The following is a 19,757-nucleotide window of genomic DNA, read 5'->3' as shown; positions in this document are numbered from 1 at the left end:
CCCAATCAGTATGGGCATGCGCCCATACCTGCTATCCCGTTACGATCGGGGGGAGTCGCGTCCCAGGTGGCGCCCCTTCATCGTGAGCCGGGACAGGCCGGGCCAGTGGCCCCGGGTCCAAGCGGATCAGGCAGGTCAGGCAGGTCAGACGTTGACGACGCCCTCGCGGCGGGCGCGGGAGGCGATGACCGCGTCCTCGGCCTCGCGCTTCAGCTTGCGCTCGGCGAAGAAGCCGCCGGTCGGCAGGACCGAAAGGACGAAGTAGAGGGCGGCCTTGCCGAAGCTCCACTTGGTGCGGTTCCAGGCGTCCAGCCAGAACAGCACGTAGAGGACGAACAGCACGCCGTGGATCATGCCCATGACCGGCACCGCGTCGAAGTCCGTGGTGCGCTTGAGCACCGAGCAGACGAGGAGCAGCAGGAACGAGACGGCTTCCGGGGCGGAGACGAGTCGGAGCCGGTGCAGGGCGGAGGCGGTCTTGATGTCCACGGCAGGAGTCACCTTCGGTCGATCTTGTGAACGGATGCACAAGGGTCTGTCCATTGTGCATGGCGGTATGGCTGTTCCTGGGTCCGGGGGGCCAGTACCGTCGCTTTTCGTGGCAACGTTCCGACTCCAGGGCAGCAGAGTGCTCGCCGTGACCTTGACCGGGGACGCCGTGAAGGCGAAGAACGGCTCGATGGTCGCCTACGACGGCGAGATGTCCTTCAAGAAGATGACCGGCGGCGGCGAGGGCCTGCGCGGCATGGTGACGCGCAGACTCACCGGGGAGCAGATGGAGGTGATGGAGGTACGCGGGCAGGGCACCTGCTGGTTCGCCGACCGGGCGACCGAGATCAACCTGGTGCGGCTTCATGGCGACAAGCTGTACGTCGAGGCGAGCAATCTGCTCTGCACCGACGCCTCGCTGCGTACCGGCACCACCTTCACCGGTCTGCGCGGCAGCTCGTCCGGCAACGGCCTGTTCACCACCACGGTGGAAGGCAGCGGCCAGGCGGCGCTGCTGTCCGACGGGCCGGCGGTGGTGCTGCGGGTGACACCGCAGTATCCGCTGTGCGTCGACCCCGGCGCGTACGTCGCCCACCAGGGCAATCTCCAGCAGCACTTCCAGTCCGGCGTGACCTTCCGCACGTTCATGGGCGAGGGCGGCGGCGAGGCGTTCCAGATCCGGTTCGAGGGCGACGGGCTCGTGTACGTGCAGCCCAGCGAGCGGCGGACGATCGGGGGCGACCTCTGATGGCCTTCCGGGAGATCAACTCCAAGATGATCGAGGCCCGGCTCGTCCCGGGTCAGCGGCTGTTCAGCCAGCGCGGCGCCATGCTGGCGTACCGCGGCGACGTCACGTTCACGCCGAATCTCACCGGCGGCCAGGGCGGCGTGATGTCGATGATCGGCCGCCGGGTGGCCGGCGAGGCGACCCCGCTGATGACGGTCGAAGGCGACGGCACGGTGATGTTCGGGCACGGCGGCCATCACATCCAGGTCGTCGAGCTGGCCGGCGACACCCTGTACGTGGAGGCGGACCGGCTGCTCGCCTTCGACGGCACGCTGGAGCAGGGCACCATGTTCCTCGGCTCGCAGGGCGGCGTGATGGGCCTCGTACGCGGTCAGGTGACCGGGCAGGGGCTGTTCACGACCACCCTGCGCGGGCACGGCTCGGTGGCCGTGATGGCGCACGGTGGCGTGATCGAGCTGCCGATCACGCCCGGCCGCCCGGTGCACGTCGACCCGCAGGCGTACGTGGCCCACCACGGCGACGTCCGCAACAAGCTGTCCACCGCGCTCGGCTGGCGCGACATGGTGGGGCGGGGCTCGGGCGAGGCGTTCCAGCTGGAGCTGAGCGGCAGCGGTGTGGTGTACGTGCAGGCGTCGGAGGAGAAGCTGTGACCGGTCCCGTAGTCCACGACCCGAGCACGCTGCCGGTGGACGACAACGTCGACGCGTACACCTTCTGCGTGGAGCTCAAGGGCTCTCCGTGGTTCCTGCAGAAGGGCAAGATGATCGCCTATTACGGGCGGATCGAGTTCAACGGCATCGGCCACGGCCGACTCGACCGGCTGGTCCGGACGTCCTTCCACTCGCCGCTGCACGCGAGCGACTGGGTGGTGGCCGAGGGCAGCGGGAAGATGCTGCTCGCGGACCGGGCCTTCGACGTGAACTCGTACGACCTGGACGAGGGCAATCTGACCGTCCGGTCCGGCAATCTGCTCGCCTACCAGCCGTCGCTCGCGCTCAAGCAGTCGATCGTGCCGGGGTTCGTGACGCTGATCGGGACGGGGAAGTTCGTGGCGGCGTCGAACGGGCCGGTGGTGTTCCTGGAGCCGCCGCTGCGCGTCGATCCGCAGGCGCTGGTCGGCTGGGCCGACTGCCCCTCCCCGTGCCACCACTACGACCACGGGTATCTGACCGGTGTGATGGGCGGGGTGCGGGCGCTCACGGGCATCGGGGGCACCTCGGGCGAGGAGCACCAGTTCGAGTTCGTCGGGGCGGGGACGGTGCTGCTCCAGTCCTCGGAGCAGATGCTGGCGGAGCGGCCGACCGGCGACCCGGGGGCGGGGCCGGGCGTGCCGGGATCCTCGGGGAATCCGGGCGGCGCCGGGGCGCCGGGTTCCGGCCAGGGCGGGCACGGCTCGACACCGCGCCTTCCCGGCCAGCTCGGAGATCTGCAGCGGCGCTTCGGTCTGTGAGCGGTAGCCTGCGGAGCGTGACGCGTCGCCCAGCCGCACAAAACTCGTCCAGAATTCAACTTCTTAGGTAGAATGCATTCATGGAGACCGAGACGGCCACCCCCTGGCTCACCGACGCCGAACAGTGCGCCTGGCGCACGTATCTGGACGTCAACAGAATGCTGACGCATCAGCTGGAGAAGGATCTCCAGCCCTTCGGCCTGACGATGAACGACTACGAGATCCTGGTCAATCTCTCGGAGTCGGCGGAACGGCGACTCCGCATGAGCGACCTCGCCACCGCCACCCTTCAGTCCAAGAGCCGGCTCTCCCACCAGATCACCCGGATGGAGAACGCCGGACTGGTCCACCGCGAGCACTGCGAGTCGGACCGGCGCGGACTGTACGCGGTGCTCACCGACCTCGGCATGGAGACCATGCGCAAGGTCGCGCCGCACCACGTCGAGGCCGTGCGCAAGCACTTCATCGGGCAGCTCAGCCCCGAGGCGCTGACCGCCCTCCACGAGTCGCTGAAGCCGGTCGCGGAGGAACTGCGCGGCCGCCGCGGCAAGCTCTGAGACATAGGTACGGGACGGGCCCGGCGCCCCCGAGGGGGTGCCGGGCCCGTCCCGTGTGCGTACGGGTCCGTCCCGCCTACTGGCCCGTCAGGCTCGCGATCAGCTCGTCCGCCGCCGCGTACGGGTCGAGCGCGCCCGCCGTGATCCGCTCCGCGAGCGCGTCGAGCCGCCGGTCGCCGTGCAGGTCGCCGATCCGCTCGCGCAGCGCCGTCACCGCGATCGTCTCGACCTCGCGGGCCGCCCGGGCCCGGCGGCGCTCCGCGAGCACCCCGCGCTCCTCCATCCACGCCCGGTGCTTCTCCAGCGCCTCGACGACCTCGTCGACGCCCTCGCCGCGCGCCGCGACCGTCTTGACGATCGGCGGCCGCCAGTCGCCCGGGGCGCGCGCCTCGCCGAGGCCCAGCATGTGGTTGAGCTCGCGGGCGGTGGCGTCGGCGCCGTCCCGGTCGGCCTTGTTGACCACGTACACGTCGCCGATCTCCAGGATGCCCGCCTTCGCGGCCTGGATGCCGTCGCCCATGCCGGGCGCGAGCAGCACCACGGAGGTGTCGGCCTGGGAGGCGATCTCCACCTCCGACTGGCCGACGCCGACCGTCTCCACCAGGATCACGTCGCAGCCGGCCGCGTCGAGGACGCGGATGGCCTGCGGGGCGGACCAGGCGAGGCCGCCGAGGTGGCCGCGGGTGGCCATGGAACGGATGTAGACGCCGGGGTCGGAGGCGTGCTCCGACATCCGGACCCGGTCTCCGAGCAGCGCGCCGCCGCTGAACGGCGAGGACGGGTCGACGGCGAGGACGCCGACCCGCTTGCCCGCCCGCCGGTACGCGCTGACCAGCGCCGAGGTCGAGGTCGACTTGCCGACGCCGGGCGAGCCGGTGAGGCCCACCACGTAGGCGTTGCCGGTCAGCGGGGCGAGCGCCGCCATCACCTCGCGCAGCTGCGGGGACGCCCCCTCCACGAGTGAGATCAGCCGGGCCACGGCGCGCGGCCGGCCCTCCCGTGCCTGGGCGACCAGTGCGGGGACGTCCACCATCTCAGCGTGCTCCTTGCGTCGAGCGTCGGGATCTTGCGGGCCCGGTGCGCGTACGCGCGCGTACACGCACCGGGAGGGACGCGTACCGGATGCGCGGACCGCGGGGCCCGGGGGTACGCGTCAGGCGTACGGGTCCGGTGCGTGCACCGGGCCCGTACGCCTGTGTACCGGACCGCCCGCCGGACCCGGGTCCCTCCCCGGGGCCGGCGGCCTTCGTCCGGCCTGGTCCGGAAGACAGGACCTGAGTGTCCGGCCTACTTCTTGCCGGGGACGCGCACGATCAGGGCGTCGCCCTGGCCGCCGCCGCCGCACAGGGCCGCCGCGCCCGTGCCGCCGCCGCGCCGCTTCAGCTCCAGGGCCAGGTGCAGCACCAGACGGGCGCCGGACATCCCGATCGGGTGACCGAGGGCGATGGCGCCACCGTTCACGTTCACCTTTTCCGGGGTGATGCCGAGGTCCTTCATGGACTGGTACGAGACCGCGGCGAACGCCTCGTTGATCTCGATCAGGTCCAGGTCGGCGACCTCCTTGCCCTCCTTCTTCAGGGCGTGCAGGATCGCGTTCGACGGCTGCGACTGGAGCGAGTTGTCCGGGCCGGCCACGTTGCCGTGGGCGCCGATCTCGGCGATCCACTCCAGGCCCAGTTCCTCGGCCTTGGCCTTGCTCATCACGACGACGGCGGCGGCGCCGTCGGAGATCTGCGAGGACGTGCCGGCGGTGATCGTGCCGTCCTTGGTGAAGGCCGGGCGGAGCTTGCCGAGCGACTCGGCGGTCGTCTCGGGGCGGATGCCCTCGTCCTTGGCGAAGACGACCGGGTCGCCCTTGCGCTGCGGGATCTCGACCGGGGTGATCTCGGCCTCGAAGACGCCGTTCTTCTGGGCGGTGGCGGCGCGCTGGTGCGACAGGGCGGCCAGCTCGTCCTGCGCCTGGCGCGGAATCCCCAGGCGGGTGTTGTGCTTCTCGGTGGACTCGCCCATGGCGATGCCCTCGAAGGAGTCGGTGAGACCGTCGTACGCCATGCAGTCGAGCATCTCGATCGCGCCGTACTTGTAGCCCTCACGGGACTTCGGCAGCAGGTGCGGGGCGTTGGTCATCGACTCCTGGCCGCCCGCGACCACGATGTCGAACTCGCCCGCGCGGATGAGCTGGTCGGCGAGCGCGATGGCGTCGAGGCCGGACAGACACACCTTGTTGATGGTGAGCGCCGGGACGCTCATCGGGATGCCGCCCTTGACGGCGGCCTGGCGGGCGGGGATCTGGCCGGCGCCCGCCTGGAGCACCTGGCCCATGATCACGTACTGCACCTGGTCGCCGCCGATGCCGGCCCGGTCCAGGGCGGCCTTGATCGCGAAACCGCCCAGATCGGCGCCGGAGAAGGACTTCAGCGAGCCGAGCAGGCGGCCCATGGGCGTCCGGGCGCCCGCGACGATCACAGAGGTGGTACCGGTCGTTCCAGTCATGAGCCGCGGCCCCTTGGGATGAGGAGTGAACGAGGGTTTACCTTCAATGTACTGAGCGGTGCCGGGCCCGGTCACCGGCCTTCCGGTGTGACGGCGCGCACGTTGCGTAACCATGCGGCCGGCGCTGCACTGGAGACATGCTGACGCGAATCGACCACATCGGGATCGCCTGTTTCGACCTGGACAAGACCGTCGAGTTCTACCGGGCGACCTACGGCTTCGAGGTCTTCCACTCGGAGATCAACGAGGAGCAGGGCGTCCGGGAGGCCATGCTCAAGATCAACGAGACCTCGGACGGCGGAGCCTCGTACCTCCAGCTCCTGGAGCCCACCCGCGAGGACTCGGCGGTGGGCAAGTGGCTGGCGAAGAACGGCGAGGGCGTGCACCACATCGCCTTCGGCACCGCGGACGTCGACGGCGACGCCGCGGCCATCCGGGACAAGGGGGTCCGGGTGCTCTACGACGAGCCCCGCGTCGGCTCCATGGGATCCCGCATCACCTTCCTCCATCCCAAGGACTGCCACGGCGTCCTGACCGAGCTCGTCACCTCCGCGACGCCCTCTTCCGGCCCTTCCGCTGACCACTCCTCAGCGGAGCACTGACCTGACGGATTCCCGGCCCGGTAGAGTGGGCCACTCCGGGCCGGGGCCGGTCGGAGCCGTGTGCGCGCGGCACCGAAGTCAGGATGTCGGGGTCGTCCGATCTGCCACGATTCCCCGGGGGTCCGCCCTCGGCCGTGAGGGCGTGCTCGTTGGAGTGTTGCGACCAGGGGACGGATGGACCGCGCAGTGCGGGGCTACGAACGCCAGGAGAGCCAGCGAGCCGAGGACGACCATCTCTCGCGGTTCGAAGCCGAGATGGAACGGCTGAAGAAGGAACGAGAGAAGGCCGTCCAGCACGCCGAGGATCTCGGGTACCAGGTCGAGGTCCTGCGTGCCAAGCTCCACGAGGCGCGCCGCACCATCGCGTCCCGGCCCGCCTACGACGGCGCCGACGCCGGCTACCAGGCCGAGCAGATGCTGCGCAACGCGCAGGCGCAGGCGGAGCAGTTGCGCCAGGACGCCGAGCGCGAGCTGCGCGAGGCGCGCGCCCAGACGCAGCGCATCCTCCAGGAGCACGCCGAACAGCAGGCCCGGCTCCAGTCCGAGCTGCACACCGAGGCCGTCCAGCGCCGTCAGCAGCTCGACCAGGAGCTCAACGAGCGCCGTAAGACGGTCGAGTCGCACGTCAACGAGAACGTGGCGTGGGCCGAGCAGTTGCGCGCGCGTACGGAGTCCCAGGCCCGCCGGCTGATGGAGGAGTCGCGCGCCGAGGCGGAGCAGTCACTGTCCGCCGCGCGCGCCGAGGCCGCCCGGATCGCCGAGGAGACCCGGCGCCGGGTCGGCGCCGAGGCGGAGGCGGCCCGGTCCGAGGCCGAAGCGATTCTGCTGCGCGCCCGCAAGGACGCCGAGCGGATGCTCAGCACCGCGGCCGGGCAGGCCGAGGAGGCCGTCGGCCACGCCGAGCGGCTGCGTTCCACCACCACCGCCGAGACCGAGCAGGCCCGCCGCGAGGCCGCCGAGCTGTCCCGCGCGGCCGACGTGCGCGTCCAGGAGGCCGAGGAGGAGCTCCGGCAGGCCCGGACGCGGGCCGAGCGCACCCTGGCCGCGGCCAAGGACGCCGCCGCGAAGGAGCTGGCGGGCGCCGAGTCCGTCAACGAGGCACGTACCCGTACCGCCAAGGCCGAGATCGCCCGGCTCGTCGGCGAGGCCACCAAGGAGGCCGAGGCCCTCAAGGAGCAGGCCGAGGAGCAGCTGCGCGAGGCCGCCGACGCGGCCGAGCGGATGGCCGCCGAGGCCTCGGAGAAGGCCCTCGCGGCCGCCGCCGAGGACTCCGCCGCCGCGCTCGCCAAGGCCGCCCGGCAGGCCGAGGAGATCCTGAGCAAGGCGTCCGACGACGCCCAGGAGACCACCCGCAAGGCCGCCGAGAAGGCGGAGCGGCTGCGCACCGACGCCGAGACCGAGGCGGACCGGCTGCGGCGGACCGCCGAGGAGCAGGCCGACGAGCTGCTCGGTTCGGCGAAGGACGACACCAAGGAGTACCGCGCCAAGACGGTCGAGCTGCAGGAGGAGGCGCGCCGGCTGCGCGGCGAGGCCGAGCAGCTGCGGGCCGAGGCGGTCGCCGAGGGCGAGCGGATCCGCGGCGAGGCGCGCCGGGAGGCCGTCCAGCAGATCGAGGAGTCGGCGAAGACCGCCGAGGAGCTGCTGACCAAGGCCCGGACGGACGCCGACGAGCTGCGCGCGAACGCGAACGCCGAGAGCGAGCGGGTCCGCGGCGAGGCCATGGAGCGCGCCCAGACGCTGCGTACCCAGGCCGAGGAGACGCTGGAGCGCACCCGCGCCGAGGCGGAGCGGCTGCGCGTGGAGGCCGAGGAGCAGGCCGAGTCGGTCAAGGAGGCGGCCGACGCCGCCGCCCTCGCGCTGCGCGAGGAGGCCGAGCGGGGTGCCGAGGCGCTGCGCGCGGAGGCCGCCGAGGAGCTGGCCCGGCTGCGTACCGAGGCCGCGGACAAGCTGGAGTCGGCCGGCCAGGAGCTGGCCGGCGCGCGGGCCGAGAGCGAGCGGATCCGGCGCGAGGCCGCCGAGGAGACGGAGCGGCTGCGGACGGAAGCCGCCGAGCGGGTCCGTACGCTGCGGGCGCAGGCCGAGGAAGAGGCCGAGCGGCTGCGCACGGAGGCGGCCGAGGACGCGTCCACGGACCGCGCCGAGGCCAAGGCCGCGGCGACCGCGCTGCGCGAGGAGGCCGCGGCGGAGGCCGAACGGCTGAAGTCGGAGGCGCAGGAGACCGCCGACCGGGTACGTGCCGAGGCCGGGGCCGCCGCCGAGCGGATCGCCGCCGAGGCCGCCGAGGCGCTGGCCGCGGCCCGCGAGGAGGCCGAGCGGCGTCGCCGGGAGGCCGAGGAGACGCTGGAGTCGGCGCGTTCCGAGGCGGGCCGCGAGCGCGAACTGGCGCGCGAGCGGAGCGAGGAGCTCCTCGCCGCCGCGCGCAAGCGGGTCGAGGAGGCCGCGGCCGAGGCCGAGCGGCTGGTCGAGGAGGCGGAGGCCCGGGCGACCGAGCTGGTGTCCGCCGCCGAGCAGACCGCGCACGAGGTACGCGAGTCGGTCGCGGGTCTGCGCGAGGCGGCCGAGGAGGAGATCGCCGGGCTGCGCAGCGCGGCCGAGCACGCGGCGGAGCGCACCCGTACCGAGGCGCAGGAGGAGGCGGACCGGGTCCGCACCGACGCGTACGAGGAGCGGGAGCGGGCCTCCGAGGACGCGACCCGGACGCGCGAGCGCGCCCAAGAGGAGTCCGCGGCCGCGAAGGACCTGGCCGAGCGGACGGTCAAGCAGGCGATCGCCGACGCGGAGAAGCTGAAGTCGGACACGGCCGAGTACGCGCAGCGGATCCGTACCGAGGTGTCGGACGAGCTGGCGGCGGCGGACCAGGACGCGGCGCGTACGCGCGCGGACGCCCGTTCCGACGCGAACCGGATCCGTTCGGAGGCGGCCGGACAGGCCGAGACGGTGGTCGGCGACGCCCGTACGGAGGCGGAGCGGATCGGCGCCGAGGCCGAGCAGGTCCTCGACGACGCCCGCAAGGCCGCCGACCAGCGCCGTACGGACGCCGCCGAGCAGGCCGACGCGCTCATCGGCGAGGCGACGACCGAAGCCCAGCGGGTCACCACCGAGGCGACCGCGGAGGCCCAGCGAGTCACCACCGAGGCGACGACCGAAGCCCAGCGGGTCACCGCCGAAGCGACCGCGGAGGCCCAGCGGCTCACCACCGAGGCCGCCGAGCTGCTGGAGTCGACCGAGCAGGACGCGGCCCGCACACGCGCGGAGGCCGAGCAGGTCAAGGCCGACGGCGAAGCCGAGGCGGAGGCCCTGCGGGCCGCCGCCCGCGCGGACGGCGAGCAGGTCCTCGACGAGGCGCGCAAGGCCGCCGACAAGCGTCGTTCGGACGCCGCCGAGCAGGCGGACACGCTCATCGGCGAGGCGTCGGCGGAGGCTGAGCGGCTCACCACCGAGGCCGCCGAGCTGCTGGAGTCGACCGAGCAGGACGCGGCCCGCACACGCGCGGAGGCCGAGCAGGTCAAGGTGGACGGCGAGGCGCACGCGCAGGCGCTGCGCAGTGCCGCGCTCGCGGACGCCGACCGGATCCTGGACGAGGCGCGCAAGAAGGCGGACCAGCGCCGTTCGGACGCGGCGGAGCAGGCCGACACCCTGATCGGCGAGGCCCGCAAGGAGGCCGAGCGGATCGGCGCCGAGGCCGAGCAGGTCCTCGACGACGCCCGCAAGGCCGCCGACCAGCGCCGTACGGACGCCGCCGAGCAGGCGGACACGCTCATCGGCGAGGCCCGCAAGGAAGCCGAGCGGATCGCCGTGGAGGCGGCCCGGGTCAAGGACGCGGCGGAGAAGGCGGCGGAGGAGATGCGCGCGTCGGCGCGCGCCGAGGCCGACCGGACGCTCGACGAGGCCCGCGAGTCGGGCGCGAAGAAGCGCGCGGACGCGGCCGAGCAGGCCGACCAGCTGATGGCCAAGGCCCAGGAGGAGGCGCTGCGCGCCACCACCGAGGCGGAGGAGCAGGCGGACACGATGGTCGGCGCGGCCCGTACGGCGGCCGAGCGGATCGTGGCCGAGGCGACCATCGAGGGCAACTCGCTGGTGGAGAAGGCCCGTACGGACGCCGACGAGCTGCTGGTCGGCACGCGTGCCGACGCGGCCGCCATCCGGGAGCGCGCGGAGGAGCAGCGCACCCGGGTGGAGAGCGAGGTCGAGGAGCTGCACGAGCGGGCGCGGCGTGAGACGGCCGAGCAGATGAAGTCGGCCGGCGAGCGCGTCGACAAGCTGGTGAAGGCCGCGGAGGAGCAGAGCACCGCGGCCGAGGAGAAGGCCAAGCGGACGCTCTCGGAGGCGAGTTCCGAGGCGAGCAAGGTCCGGATCGCGGCCGTGAAGCGGGCCGAGTCCCTGCTGAAGGAGGCCGAGCAGAAGAAGGCCTCGCTGGTGGCGGAGGGCGAGCGCATCAAGGCGGAGGCCGAGGAGATCAAGGCGGAGGCGGAGCAGGAGGCCGAGCGGACGGTGTCCGAGGGCCGCCGTGAGCTGGAGGTCATCGTGCGCAGGCGCGAGGACATCAATGCCGAGATCTCCCGTGTCCAGGACGTCCTGGAGGCGTTGGAGTCTTTCGAAACGCCGTCGGCCGACGGGAAGGACGGGACGAAGGCGGGGGCATCGGCTGGTTCAGGCCGTTCGGGTGGCAAGAACTCTCGGTGACAGCCACTCAAAAGACTGGACATTCTCCAGATCAAACGGGCATATGCTCGATGACACGCCGCTTAGACCCCTAGGATTCCCTCTAACACCTCACACCTCACAACACACCGGTCTCTTTCGACAGGAACCCCATGAGCGACACATCCTCCCCCTTCGGCTTCGAGCTCGTGCGGCGCGGTTACGACCGCGGTCAGGTGGACGACCGCATTACCAAGCTCGTCGCCGACCGTGACAGTGCTCTGGCCCGAATCACCTCGCTGGAGAAGCGGATCGAGGAGTTGCACCTCGAGACGCAGAACGCCCAGACCCAGGTCACCGACGCCGAGCCGTCGTACGCCGGTCTCGGTGCCCGCGTGGAGAAGATCCTGCGTCTCGCCGAGGAGGAGGCGAAGGACCTGCGCGAGGAGGCCCGTCGCGCCGCCGAGCAGCACCGTGAGCTGGCGGAGTCCGCGGCCCAGCAGGTCCGCAACGACGCCGAGGCGTTCTCGGTCGAGCGCAAGGCGAAGGCCGAGGACGACGGGGTACGGATCGTCGAGAAGGCGCAGGGCGAGGCCAACTCGCTGCGCGCCGACGCGCAGAAGGACGCCCAGTCGAAGCGTGAGGAGGCGGACGCCCTCTTCGAGGAGACCCGCGCCAAGGCCGCCCAGGCCGCCGCGGACTTCGAGACCAACCTGGCCAAGCGCCGTGAGCAGTCCGAGCGCGACCTGGCGTCCCGCCAGGCCAAGGCGGAGAAGCGGCTGGCCGAGATCGAGCACCGGGCGGAGCAGCTGCGCCTGGAGGCCGAGAAGCTGCGGACCGACGCGGAGCGCCGGGCCCGTCAGACGGTGGAGACGGCGCAGCGCCAGTCCGAGGACATCGTGGCCGACGCGAACGCCAAGGCCGACCGTATCCGCAGCGAATCGGAGCGCGAGCTGGCGGCGCTGACGAACCGCCGCGACTCCATCAACGCGCAGCTGACCAACGTCCGCGAGATGCTGGCCACGCTGACCGGTGCCGCCGTGGCCGCGGCCGGCTCCCCGATGGACGAGGACCGCACGGCCGGCGTCCCGGCCCAGCAGTCGCGCTGATCTTCCGGGCGCGCGTCTTCCCCCGGGCGCGCGCCTGACGGTGCCTGATCGCACCCGACGGCGTCGAAGCACGACGGAACATGCCCGATCACGCCTGATCACCTCTGGGCATGTCCGAAAGAAACCCTCTGTCATTCCGGTGGCGGAGGGTTTTTCGTGCCCTTAGGTTGGTACGCATGATCGAGCTGGCGGGTCTCACCAAGCGCTTCGGTGCGAAGACGGCGGTCGACAACCTGACCTTCTCGGTACGGCCGGGGGTGGTCACGGGCTTCCTCGGGCCCAACGGGGCGGGCAAGTCGACGACGATGCGGATGATGCTGGACCTGGACAACCCGACGAGCGGGACGGTCCGGATCGACGGCAAGCACTACCGCGACCTGAAGGAGCCCCTGAAGTACATCGGGGCGCTGCTCGACGCCAAGGCGATGCACGGGGGCCGTTCGGCGTACAACAACCTCCTCTGTCTGGCGCAGTCGAACCGCATCCCGGAGCGGCGGGTCGGCGAGGTGCTCGACCTGGTGGGCCTGACGGCGGTGGCGCGCAAGAAGTCGAAGGGCTTCTCGCTCGGCATGGGCCAGCGGCTGGGGATCGCGTCGGCGCTGCTCGGCGATCCCGAGATCCTCATGTTCGACGAGCCGGTGAACGGCCTCGACCCCGAGGGCATCCACTGGATCCGCAACCTGATGAAGGCGCTGGCGGCCGAGGGCCGGACCATCTTCGTGTCCAGCCACCTCATGAGCGAGATGGCGCTGACCGCGGACCATCTGATCGTCATCGGCCAGGGCCGACTGCTCGCCGACACGTCGATGGCCGAGTTCATCCAGCAGAACTCCCGGAGTTACGTGCGGCTGCGCTCCCCGCAGCAGGAGCGGCTGCGGGACATGCTGCACGGCGAGGGCTTCGTCGTGGTGGAGGCGGGCGGCGGGGTCCTGGAAGTGGACGGGACGACGACGGAGCGGCTGGGCGAGCTGGCGGCCGCGCACCGGATCACGCTGCACGAGCTGAGTTCCCAGCGGGCGTCGCTGGAGGAGGCGTTCATGCAGATGACGGCGGCGGCGGTGGAGTACCACGCGCAGGGGACGGACATCCACAGCGGCGCGGTCGCGGCCTGGCCCGGGACCGAGCCGGACGCCGGTTCCGAACCCGGGTCCGGAACCGGAACCGGGCCGGAGTCCGGGCCGCGCTGGGGCGACAGCTTCAGGGGAGGGGCCTGAGCGATGGCGGCGGCATCCGCGGTCCTGCGGTCGGAGTGGACCAAGATCCGGACGGTCTCGTCCACGGTGTGGACGCTGGCGAGCGCCCTGGTGGTGACGGTGGCGATGGGCGCGGCGCTGAGCGCGCTGATGCGCTCGCAGTTCGACCACCTCGACCCGATCCAGCGGGCCACCTTCGACCCGACCTTCGTCAGCTTCTCCGGGATGGTGCTCGGGCAGCTGGCGATGGTGGTCTTCGGCGTGCTCGTGGTCGGCACCGAGTATTCGTCGGGCATGATCCGCACCTCGCTCGCGGCGGTCCCGCAGCGGGCCGCCTTCCTCTTCTCGAAGATCACGGTGGCGGCGGTGCTCGCCTTGGTGGTGGGGCTCGCGACCGGCTTCCTGTCGTTCTTCCTCGGCCAGGCGCTGCTCGGCGACCACCGCACCACCCTCGGCGCGGACAACGTGCTGCGCGCGGTGATCGGTGCCGGCCTCTACATGGGGCTGATCGCGCTGTTCTCGATGGGCGTGACGACGATGCTGCGCAGCTCGATGCTGTCGCTGGGCATCCTCGTGCCGTTCTTCTTCCTGATCTCCCAGATCCTCTCGGCGGTCCCGAAGGCCAAGGAGGTCGCCCGCTACTTCCCGGACCAGGCCGGCTCCAAGATCATGCAGGTGGTACCGGAGGCGCTGGGCGGCGAGAAGGCGCCGTACGGCCCGTGGGGCGGCCTCGGGATCATGGTCCTGTGGGTGCTCGCGGCGCTGCTCGGCGGGTACGTGGTGCTCAAGAAGCGGGACGCGTAGATCTGCCCCACCTCCCCCGGAGCGCCCGAGAGATCACGATTCGGCTGACGCGGAACCGTAAAGAGCTGGTTAAGCTCTTCGCTCGTACGGGGGATTCCGGCCGACGGCCGTCACGCCCCGACGACCCGACCTTGTCGATGGGGCTGGAGAATGATCGAGGCAGTCGGCCTGACCAAGCAGTACGGCGCGAAGACGGCGGTGGACAACCTTTCCTTCCAGGTACGGCCCGGGCACGTGACCGGCTTCCTGGGCCCCAACGGCTCGGGCAAGTCGACGACGATGCGCATGATCCTCGGCCTCGACCGGCCGACGGCCGGGCACGTGACGATCGGCGGGCACCCGTTCCGGCAGCTGCCGAACGCGCCCCGCCAGGTCGGCGCGCTGCTCGACGCGAAGGCCGTGCACGGCGGCCGCAGCGCCCGCAACCACCTGCTGTCGCTCGCGCAGCTCGCCGGGATCCCGGCCCAGCGCGTGGACGAGGTGCTCGGCGTGGTCGGCCTGCAGGACGTGGCCCGGCGCCGCTCCAACGGCTTCTCGCTCGGCATGGGCCAGCGCCTCGGCATCGCGGCGGCGCTCCTCGGCGACCCGCAGGTGCTGCTGTTCGACGAGCCGGTCAACGGCCTCGACCCGGAGGGCATCCTCTGGGTCCGCAACCTGATGAAGAAGCTGGCCTCCGAGGGCCGCACCGTGTTCGTCTCCAGCCACCTCATGAGCGAGATGGCGCTGACCGCGGACCATCTGATCGTCATCGGCCGCGGCCGGCTGCTCGCCGACATGAGCGTGACGGACTTCATCTCGGCGAACTCGGCCGACTTCGCCCGGGTGCGCACGCCGCAGACCGATCCCGCCCAGCGCGAGAAGCTGACGACGGTGCTGACCGAGGCCGGCGGCGGCGTGATGCCGGAGCCGGACGGCGCGCTGCGGGTGACCGGTCTCGCGCTGCCGCGGATCAGCGACCTCGCGCACGAGGCGGACGTCCGGCTGTGGGAGCTCTCGCCGCACCAGGCGTCGCTGGAAGAGGCGTACATGCGCATGACGCAGAGCGCCGTGGACTACCGGTCGACCGACGACCGGCTCGCCCACCTCCAGCCGCCGGCCGCGCCGTACCAGCTGCCGGAGCAGCAGGGGCCGGTGATCCCCGAGGTGCCGCAGCAGGGCTGGTACGCCCCGCCGCCGCCCGGACAGAACCCGTACGCCACCCCGGCGGCGCCCGTCGCGCCCGCGGCCCCGGCCGTACCGCCGCAGAACGCTCCCGCCGCCCCGCGGACGATGCAGCCGCAGCCCCAGTCGCCGCAGAACGCCGAGGACGCCCGATGACGACCCCTCCCCCGAGCCCCAGCCCGGCTCCGATCCCGGTCCCGAACCAGGCGCCGAACCAGGCGCCGAATCCGAACCAGGCGCCGGTCCACCACCAGGCGCCGCACCCGGCTCAGGCGCCGCACCCGGCCCAGGCCCCGATGCCGGTCCCCGGTCCGGCGCAGGGCATGGCCCCGGCCGCCGCGTACCCGGGCATGCCGCCCGCGATGCCGCCGGGCGCCGCCCCGCACGCGTACGTCTCCCCCATCCCGGTCCGCGCGGCCCACCTCGGTGACGCGCTCGCCTCCGAGTGGACCAAGATCCGCTCGGTGCGCTCCACTATGTGGACGCTGGGGACCATGGTGCTGCTGATGGTCCTCATCGGGCTCGGCGTCGCCCTGGTCGCCTCCTCGGCGGCCGGGGAGAGCTCGTCCGATTCGGCGCTCGCCCTCGGCTTCTTCGGCCTGCTGCCGGCCTCGATCTGTGTGATGACGCTCGGCGTGCTGACGATCAGCTCGGAGTTCGGCACGGGCATGATCCGTACGACGCTGACCGCCTGCCCGAGCCGCGCCCGGGTGCTCACCGCGAAGGCGCTGATCTTCTTCCTGCTGGTGTTCACCCTGGTCACCGTGGTGGCGGCGGTGCTCGGCGCGATGCAGGTGGCGATGGTCGGCTCCGCGACGCCGTCCGCCGCGGAGTGGCTGCGGGCCACCGTCGGCGCGGGGCTCTACCTGGCTCTGCTCGGGCTGCTCGCGCTGGGCGTGGGCGCGATCGTGCGGCATTCGGCGGGTGCGATCACGGTGATGATCGGTGTGCTGCTGCTGCCGCTGGTGGCGGCGCTGTTCATGTTCTCCGAGGCGATGCGGCCGCTGCAGGAGCTGCTGTCCACGTACGCGATCCCCTCGCAGATGATCGCGCTGTACAGCGACACCGCGCCGTTCGGCGACAGCGGCCCGGCGGGCTGGGAGCCGGTGCTGATCATGGCCGGGCTCGCGGCCGCCGCGCTCGGCGCGGCCTACGCACTGCTCGGCAACCGGGACGTGTGAGGACCGGTCGCCCGGCCGTCAGGGCCGCTCAGTAACGAGGCGCGTTACGGGACCGCTGCACCCGCGAGGTGCGGCGGTCCTTCGCGTTCCAGCAGGCCTTGTGCCAGTGCCGGCGGTCGTCGACGCCGCCGTACTCCGGCCAGGCCACCACGTGCGGCGCGGCCGCCGGGATCTCCTGGTCGCAGCCGGGGCAGCGGTAGCGCTTGCCGGGCGCGCTCGCGCCGGCGACATTGCGGACGTACCACTCCTCGCCCTGCCAGGTCTCGGTGCTCTGCGCGCCGCCATACCGGTCGCCGTCCGAATCTCCCTGCCGTACGGGCTTCTCACCGCCGCGCGGGCGGTTGTGACGCGGGGACACTTCGACACCTCACCGAGGTCGGGAACACGGACGGTTCCTTCCAGCGTACGGGCCGCGATCAGGTGCCTCCGACCTCGGGTGCGGGGGATCAGCCGAAAATCGCAAGAGATTCGCGGAAGGCCGTTGCCTTTGGCACGTGTCAGGCGTTGTTGCCATGGAAGGGGGAGTTCGCCGGGGGCTCCGTGGGAGGAGACGCGCCGGCCACGAGGAGGCAGAAAAGCAATGCGCGTGGGTACGTTCGTCCTGGCCGCCCAGTTCCCGGGCCAGGGTCAGGCGGAGCCGCTGTACCGGGCCGTCCGCACCGCCGAGGCCGCCGAGGAGGCGGGGCTCGACGAGGTGTGGCTGGCCGAGCACCATTTCGTGCCGTACGGGGTGTGCCCGTCGGCCGTCACCCTGGCCGCCCTGCTCCTGGGCCGGACCCGCCGGATCCGGGTCGGCACCGCCGTCAGCGTACTGCCGACCGTCCACCCGGTGGCACTCGGCGAGCAGGCGGCGCTGCTGCACGTGACCTCGGGCGGGCGGTTCACGCTCGGGGTGGGCCGGGGCGGCCCGTGGATCGACCTGGAGGTCTTCGGCGCGGGACTGCCCGCGTACGACGAGGGCTTCCCGGAATCGCTCGACCTGCTGCTGCGCTGGCTCACCCGGCCGCGGGTGGCCGCCGCCGGGGAACGCTACGCGTTCCGCGAGGTGGCGGTGGTGCCGGCGCCCGGGGAGCTGATCGGCGGGGCGGCCTCGCCCGAGGTCCTGGTGGCCTGCACCTCGCCGAAGAGCGTGCGGCTCGCCGCCGAGCGCGGCCTGCCGATACTCCTCGGCATGCACTGCGGCGACGAGGACAAGGCCGCGATGGTGGAGTCCTGGGCGCGCCACGCACGGGAGGCGGGGCGCGAACCGGACGAAATCGCCCGGATCGGGGCCGGACACGTCTCCGCCGGGGTGGTCCAGCTCGCCGATCACGGCCCGGAGGCGGCGCGCACGCTGTTGAAAACGATGCCGGGCTGGCTGAAACAGGGCCTCGGAGCCCATGTCACGGCGGACGGACGGCAGCGGGTGATGCGCGATCCGGTGGCGTACACGGAGCTGTTGTGCGGACTGCACGCGGTGGGGACGCCACGGCTCGCGGCGGACCGGCTCGCGGCGACGGCGGAGCGTACGGGCATCACGCGCTTCGCCCTGCTGGCCGAGGGGTCGGGCGATCTCGCGACGACCGAGGAGAACGTGCGGCGGCTGGGCGCCGAGGTGCTTCCGCAGCTGCGCTGAGGGGGCGGGAACCCGCGCGGAGGCCCGCGCGGACGCCGTGGACCCGGCCCCCGAGGGGGTCGGGTCCTCGGCCGTGTTCGGGAAGTTTCTCCCCTGGAGGTTCACCTGGGGGTCCACTGGGGGTTCTCCCAGGCCACGGGCAGACGACACTGCTTCCCGGACACGGCCGAGGCAGGCGCCCCGGGTGCCGCCCGACGCGAAAGACCGTGCCGCCACTGCCGTGTCCGCGGTGCTTCCCGGGTCGGTACGGCGCGGCGGCGCCGGGCGCTTCGGTCAGCAGTCGCGCAGTTCCGGCGACTGGTTGAGCAGCTGCCCTCGTACGGAAGTGAAGCGGGCGAGCCGGTCGTCGGAGGCGGCGTCCAGCGGGAAGACCGCCACCCGGTGGCAGTTCTGGAAGGCGAGGCGCACGCCGAAGTGCCGCTGGAGGGCACCGCGGATGGCATCACTCGCGAGCGCGCGCAGCAGCTGGCCGCGTGCCTGCTCGTCCGGCGGCGGGGTCTGGTTGTCGGCGAACTCTCCGCCTTCGACCTCCAGCTGTGCCACCAGAGAGCTGATCATCTCCCACGCGTAGGGCAGGGAGGTCCGGACGCAGTCGACGAAGTCGGCTTCGTCGACCTCGCCTCGCTCGGCCTGTGCCAACAGCGCCGGTGAGACGTCGAGCGACATGGGTTCTCCTCTCGCGACCCCGGAAGGCGGGGTCTTACGGGCAGGGCCGGGGGGCCGCGGCGCGCACACAGCGTGCACGGACGACGACCTCCTGTCCTCCACGGTAAGGGCCGGGTCCGGCCCGCACCAGGAGAATGGGCACACAACCAGCCATGCCCACAGGGGAGTTGGACGTACGCCGGGCGTACGCCGGGCGGTCACCCGAGCCCGCCGGGCGCCCGAATCGCGCCGGACGGGCTCCGTCTTGTAGCGTTGCGCACCATGCGTCTCGTCATTGCCCGCTGCTCCGTGGACTACGCGGGTCGGCTCACGGCCCACCTGCCCTCCGCGCCCCGTCTGATCCTCGTCAAGGCAGACGGCAGCGTCTCCGTTCATGCGGACGACCGGGCGTACAAACCGCTCAACTGGATGTCGCCGCCGTGCACGCTCAAGGAGTCGGCGGGCGGTGACGCCGCGTCCGGCGCCAACGGCGACGGCGGCGGCGGCGAGACGGTCGCCGCGGCGGTCTGGACCGTCGTCAACAAGGCGGGCGAGAAGCTGATCATCACGATGGAGGAGATCCTCCACGACTCCTCGCACGAGCTGGGCGTGGACCCGGGCCTGATCAAGGACGGTGTGGAAGCGCACCTCCAGGAGCTGCTCGCGGACCGGATCGAGACGCTCGGCGAGGGCTGGACGCTGGTCCGCCGCGAGTACCCGACGGCCATCGGCCCGGTGGACATCCTGTGCCGGGACTCCGACGGCGCGACCGTCGCGGTGGAGATCAAGCGGCGCGGCGAGATCGACGGCGTGGAGCAGCTGACCCGCTACCTCGACCTGCTCAACCGCGACCCGCACCTCGCGCCGGTCAAGGGCATCTTCGCCGCGCAGGAGATCAAGCCGCAGGCCCGCGTGCTGGCGAACGACCGCGGCATCGACTGCGTGGTGCTCGACTACGACGCGCTGCGCGGCATCGAGGACGACAAGCTGCGGCTGTTCTGACCGGCCACGCCGCCGCGTAGGACGGCCGTACGGCGCAGGGCCCTGGTGCGAGCGATCGCACCGGGGC

At 72.2% G+C, this 19,757-nt stretch carries 18 protein-coding genes; 13 read left to right on the top strand and 5 right to left on the bottom strand.

Going from position 1 to position 19,757, the window contains the following annotated elements; genetic code table 11:
* Positions 1–144: 144 nt before the first annotated feature.
* A complete protein-coding gene (locus tag ABZ693_RS01545) occupies positions 145–489 on the bottom strand; it encodes a DUF3817 domain-containing protein (RefSeq protein WP_359872099.1) in 345 nt (114 codons plus the stop codon).
* A 109-nt stretch (positions 490–598) separates the two neighbouring features.
* On the opposite strand from ABZ693_RS01545, the gene ABZ693_RS01540 reads away from it, so the two are divergent.
* From ABZ693_RS01540 to ABZ693_RS01525, 4 genes are all read left to right on the top strand, one after another.
* On the top strand, positions 599–1,237 hold the full coding sequence (locus ABZ693_RS01540; protein WP_359872097.1) for an AIM24 family protein: 639 nt from the start codon (positions 599–601) through the stop codon (positions 1,235–1,237).
* The gene (locus ABZ693_RS01535) at positions 1,237–1,887 is read left to right on the top strand and encodes an AIM24 family protein (RefSeq protein WP_359872095.1); all 651 of its coding nucleotides are present in this window, start codon (positions 1,237–1,239) and stop codon (positions 1,885–1,887) included. Before ABZ693_RS01540 ends, ABZ693_RS01535 begins: the two co-directional genes overlap by 1 nt.
* Entirely contained in the window at positions 1,884–2,687 is an 804-nt protein-coding gene (locus ABZ693_RS01530; protein WP_359872093.1) for an AIM24 family protein, read from the top strand. Before ABZ693_RS01535 ends, ABZ693_RS01530 begins: the two co-directional genes overlap by 4 nt.
* Positions 2,688–2,767: 80 nt before the next feature.
* Positions 2,768–3,244 (top strand): MarR family winged helix-turn-helix transcriptional regulator, encoded by a 477-nt coding sequence (locus tag ABZ693_RS01525; protein WP_359872091.1) that lies wholly within the window; start codon positions 2,768–2,770, stop codon positions 3,242–3,244.
* A 76-nt stretch (positions 3,245–3,320) separates the two neighbouring features.
* On the opposite strand, the gene meaB is transcribed toward ABZ693_RS01525, so the two are convergent.
* Positions 3,321–4,277 carry a methylmalonyl Co-A mutase-associated GTPase MeaB gene (meaB, locus tag ABZ693_RS01520; RefSeq protein ID WP_359872089.1) on the bottom strand — a complete coding sequence of 319 codons (957 nt, stop codon included), beginning with the start codon at positions 4,275–4,277 and terminating at the stop codon, positions 3,321–3,323.
* Between the two features lie 254 nt (positions 4,278–4,531).
* On the bottom strand, positions 4,532–5,737 hold the full coding sequence (locus ABZ693_RS01515) for an acetyl-CoA C-acetyltransferase (RefSeq protein ID WP_359872087.1): 1,206 nt from the start codon (positions 5,735–5,737) through the stop codon (positions 4,532–4,534).
* A gap of 137 nt (positions 5,738–5,874) precedes the next feature.
* Here ABZ693_RS01515 and mce point away from each other — a divergent pair, with 137 nt between their 5' ends.
* From mce to ABZ693_RS01480, 7 genes are all read left to right on the top strand, one after another.
* Positions 5,875–6,339 carry a methylmalonyl-CoA epimerase gene (gene mce, locus ABZ693_RS01510; RefSeq protein WP_359872085.1) on the top strand — a complete coding sequence of 155 codons (465 nt, stop codon included), beginning with the start codon at positions 5,875–5,877 and terminating at the stop codon, positions 6,337–6,339.
* Between the two features lie 186 nt (positions 6,340–6,525).
* Positions 6,526–11,022: a polarized growth protein Scy gene (gene scy, locus ABZ693_RS01505; RefSeq protein ID WP_435842317.1), complete on the top strand. Its 4,497-nt coding sequence runs from the start codon at positions 6,526–6,528 to the stop codon at positions 11,020–11,022.
* Between the two features lie 131 nt (positions 11,023–11,153).
* Positions 11,154–12,089, top strand: a complete 936-nt coding sequence (locus tag ABZ693_RS01500; protein WP_359872081.1) for a coiled-coil domain-containing protein — start codon at positions 11,154–11,156, stop codon at positions 12,087–12,089.
* A 176-nt stretch (positions 12,090–12,265) separates the two neighbouring features.
* The gene (locus tag ABZ693_RS01495) at positions 12,266–13,303 is read left to right on the top strand and encodes an ABC transporter ATP-binding protein (protein WP_359872079.1); all 1,038 of its coding nucleotides are present in this window, start codon (positions 12,266–12,268) and stop codon (positions 13,301–13,303) included.
* A gap of 3 nt (positions 13,304–13,306) precedes the next feature.
* On the top strand, positions 13,307–14,086 hold the full coding sequence (locus tag ABZ693_RS01490) for an ABC transporter permease (protein WP_359872077.1): 780 nt from the start codon (positions 13,307–13,309) through the stop codon (positions 14,084–14,086).
* 150 nt (positions 14,087–14,236) lie between these two features.
* Positions 14,237–15,403 carry an ABC transporter ATP-binding protein gene (locus ABZ693_RS01485; protein WP_359872076.1) on the top strand — a complete coding sequence of 389 codons (1,167 nt, stop codon included), beginning with the start codon at positions 14,237–14,239 and terminating at the stop codon, positions 15,401–15,403.
* A gap of 194 nt (positions 15,404–15,597) precedes the next feature.
* Complete coding sequence (locus ABZ693_RS01480; RefSeq protein WP_359872136.1) at positions 15,598–16,428, top strand: ABC transporter permease; 831 nt, start codon at positions 15,598–15,600, stop codon at positions 16,426–16,428.
* A gap of 28 nt (positions 16,429–16,456) precedes the next feature.
* Here the strand turns inward: ABZ693_RS01480 and ABZ693_RS01475 are convergent, their stop codons facing one another.
* Positions 16,457–16,786 carry an Rv1322 family protein gene (locus ABZ693_RS01475; RefSeq protein ID WP_359872074.1) on the bottom strand — a complete coding sequence of 110 codons (330 nt, stop codon included), beginning with the start codon at positions 16,784–16,786 and terminating at the stop codon, positions 16,457–16,459.
* Between the two features lie 222 nt (positions 16,787–17,008).
* On the opposite strand from ABZ693_RS01475, the gene ABZ693_RS01470 reads away from it, so the two are divergent.
* Complete coding sequence (locus ABZ693_RS01470; protein WP_359872072.1) at positions 17,009–18,043, top strand: LLM class flavin-dependent oxidoreductase; 1,035 nt, start codon at positions 17,009–17,011, stop codon at positions 18,041–18,043.
* Between the two features lie 273 nt (positions 18,044–18,316).
* Here the strand turns inward: ABZ693_RS01470 and ABZ693_RS01465 are convergent, their stop codons facing one another.
* Positions 18,317–18,709 carry an SCO5389 family protein gene (locus ABZ693_RS01465; RefSeq protein WP_359872070.1) on the bottom strand — a complete coding sequence of 131 codons (393 nt, stop codon included), beginning with the start codon at positions 18,707–18,709 and terminating at the stop codon, positions 18,317–18,319.
* 261 nt (positions 18,710–18,970) lie between these two features.
* On the opposite strand from ABZ693_RS01465, the gene nucS reads away from it, so the two are divergent.
* Entirely contained in the window at positions 18,971–19,690 is a 720-nt protein-coding gene (nucS, locus tag ABZ693_RS01460) for an endonuclease NucS (protein ID WP_359872068.1), read from the top strand.
* The last annotated feature ends 67 nt before the right edge of the window (positions 19,691–19,757 follow it).

The organism is Streptomyces laurentii (assembly GCF_040635425.1).
GTDB classification, from domain to species: domain Bacteria; phylum Actinomycetota; class Actinomycetes; order Streptomycetales; family Streptomycetaceae; genus Streptomyces; species Streptomyces laurentii.
The sequence above is the reverse complement of the archived record's forward strand: the minus strand, read 5'-3'. Positions and strand labels throughout refer to the sequence as shown.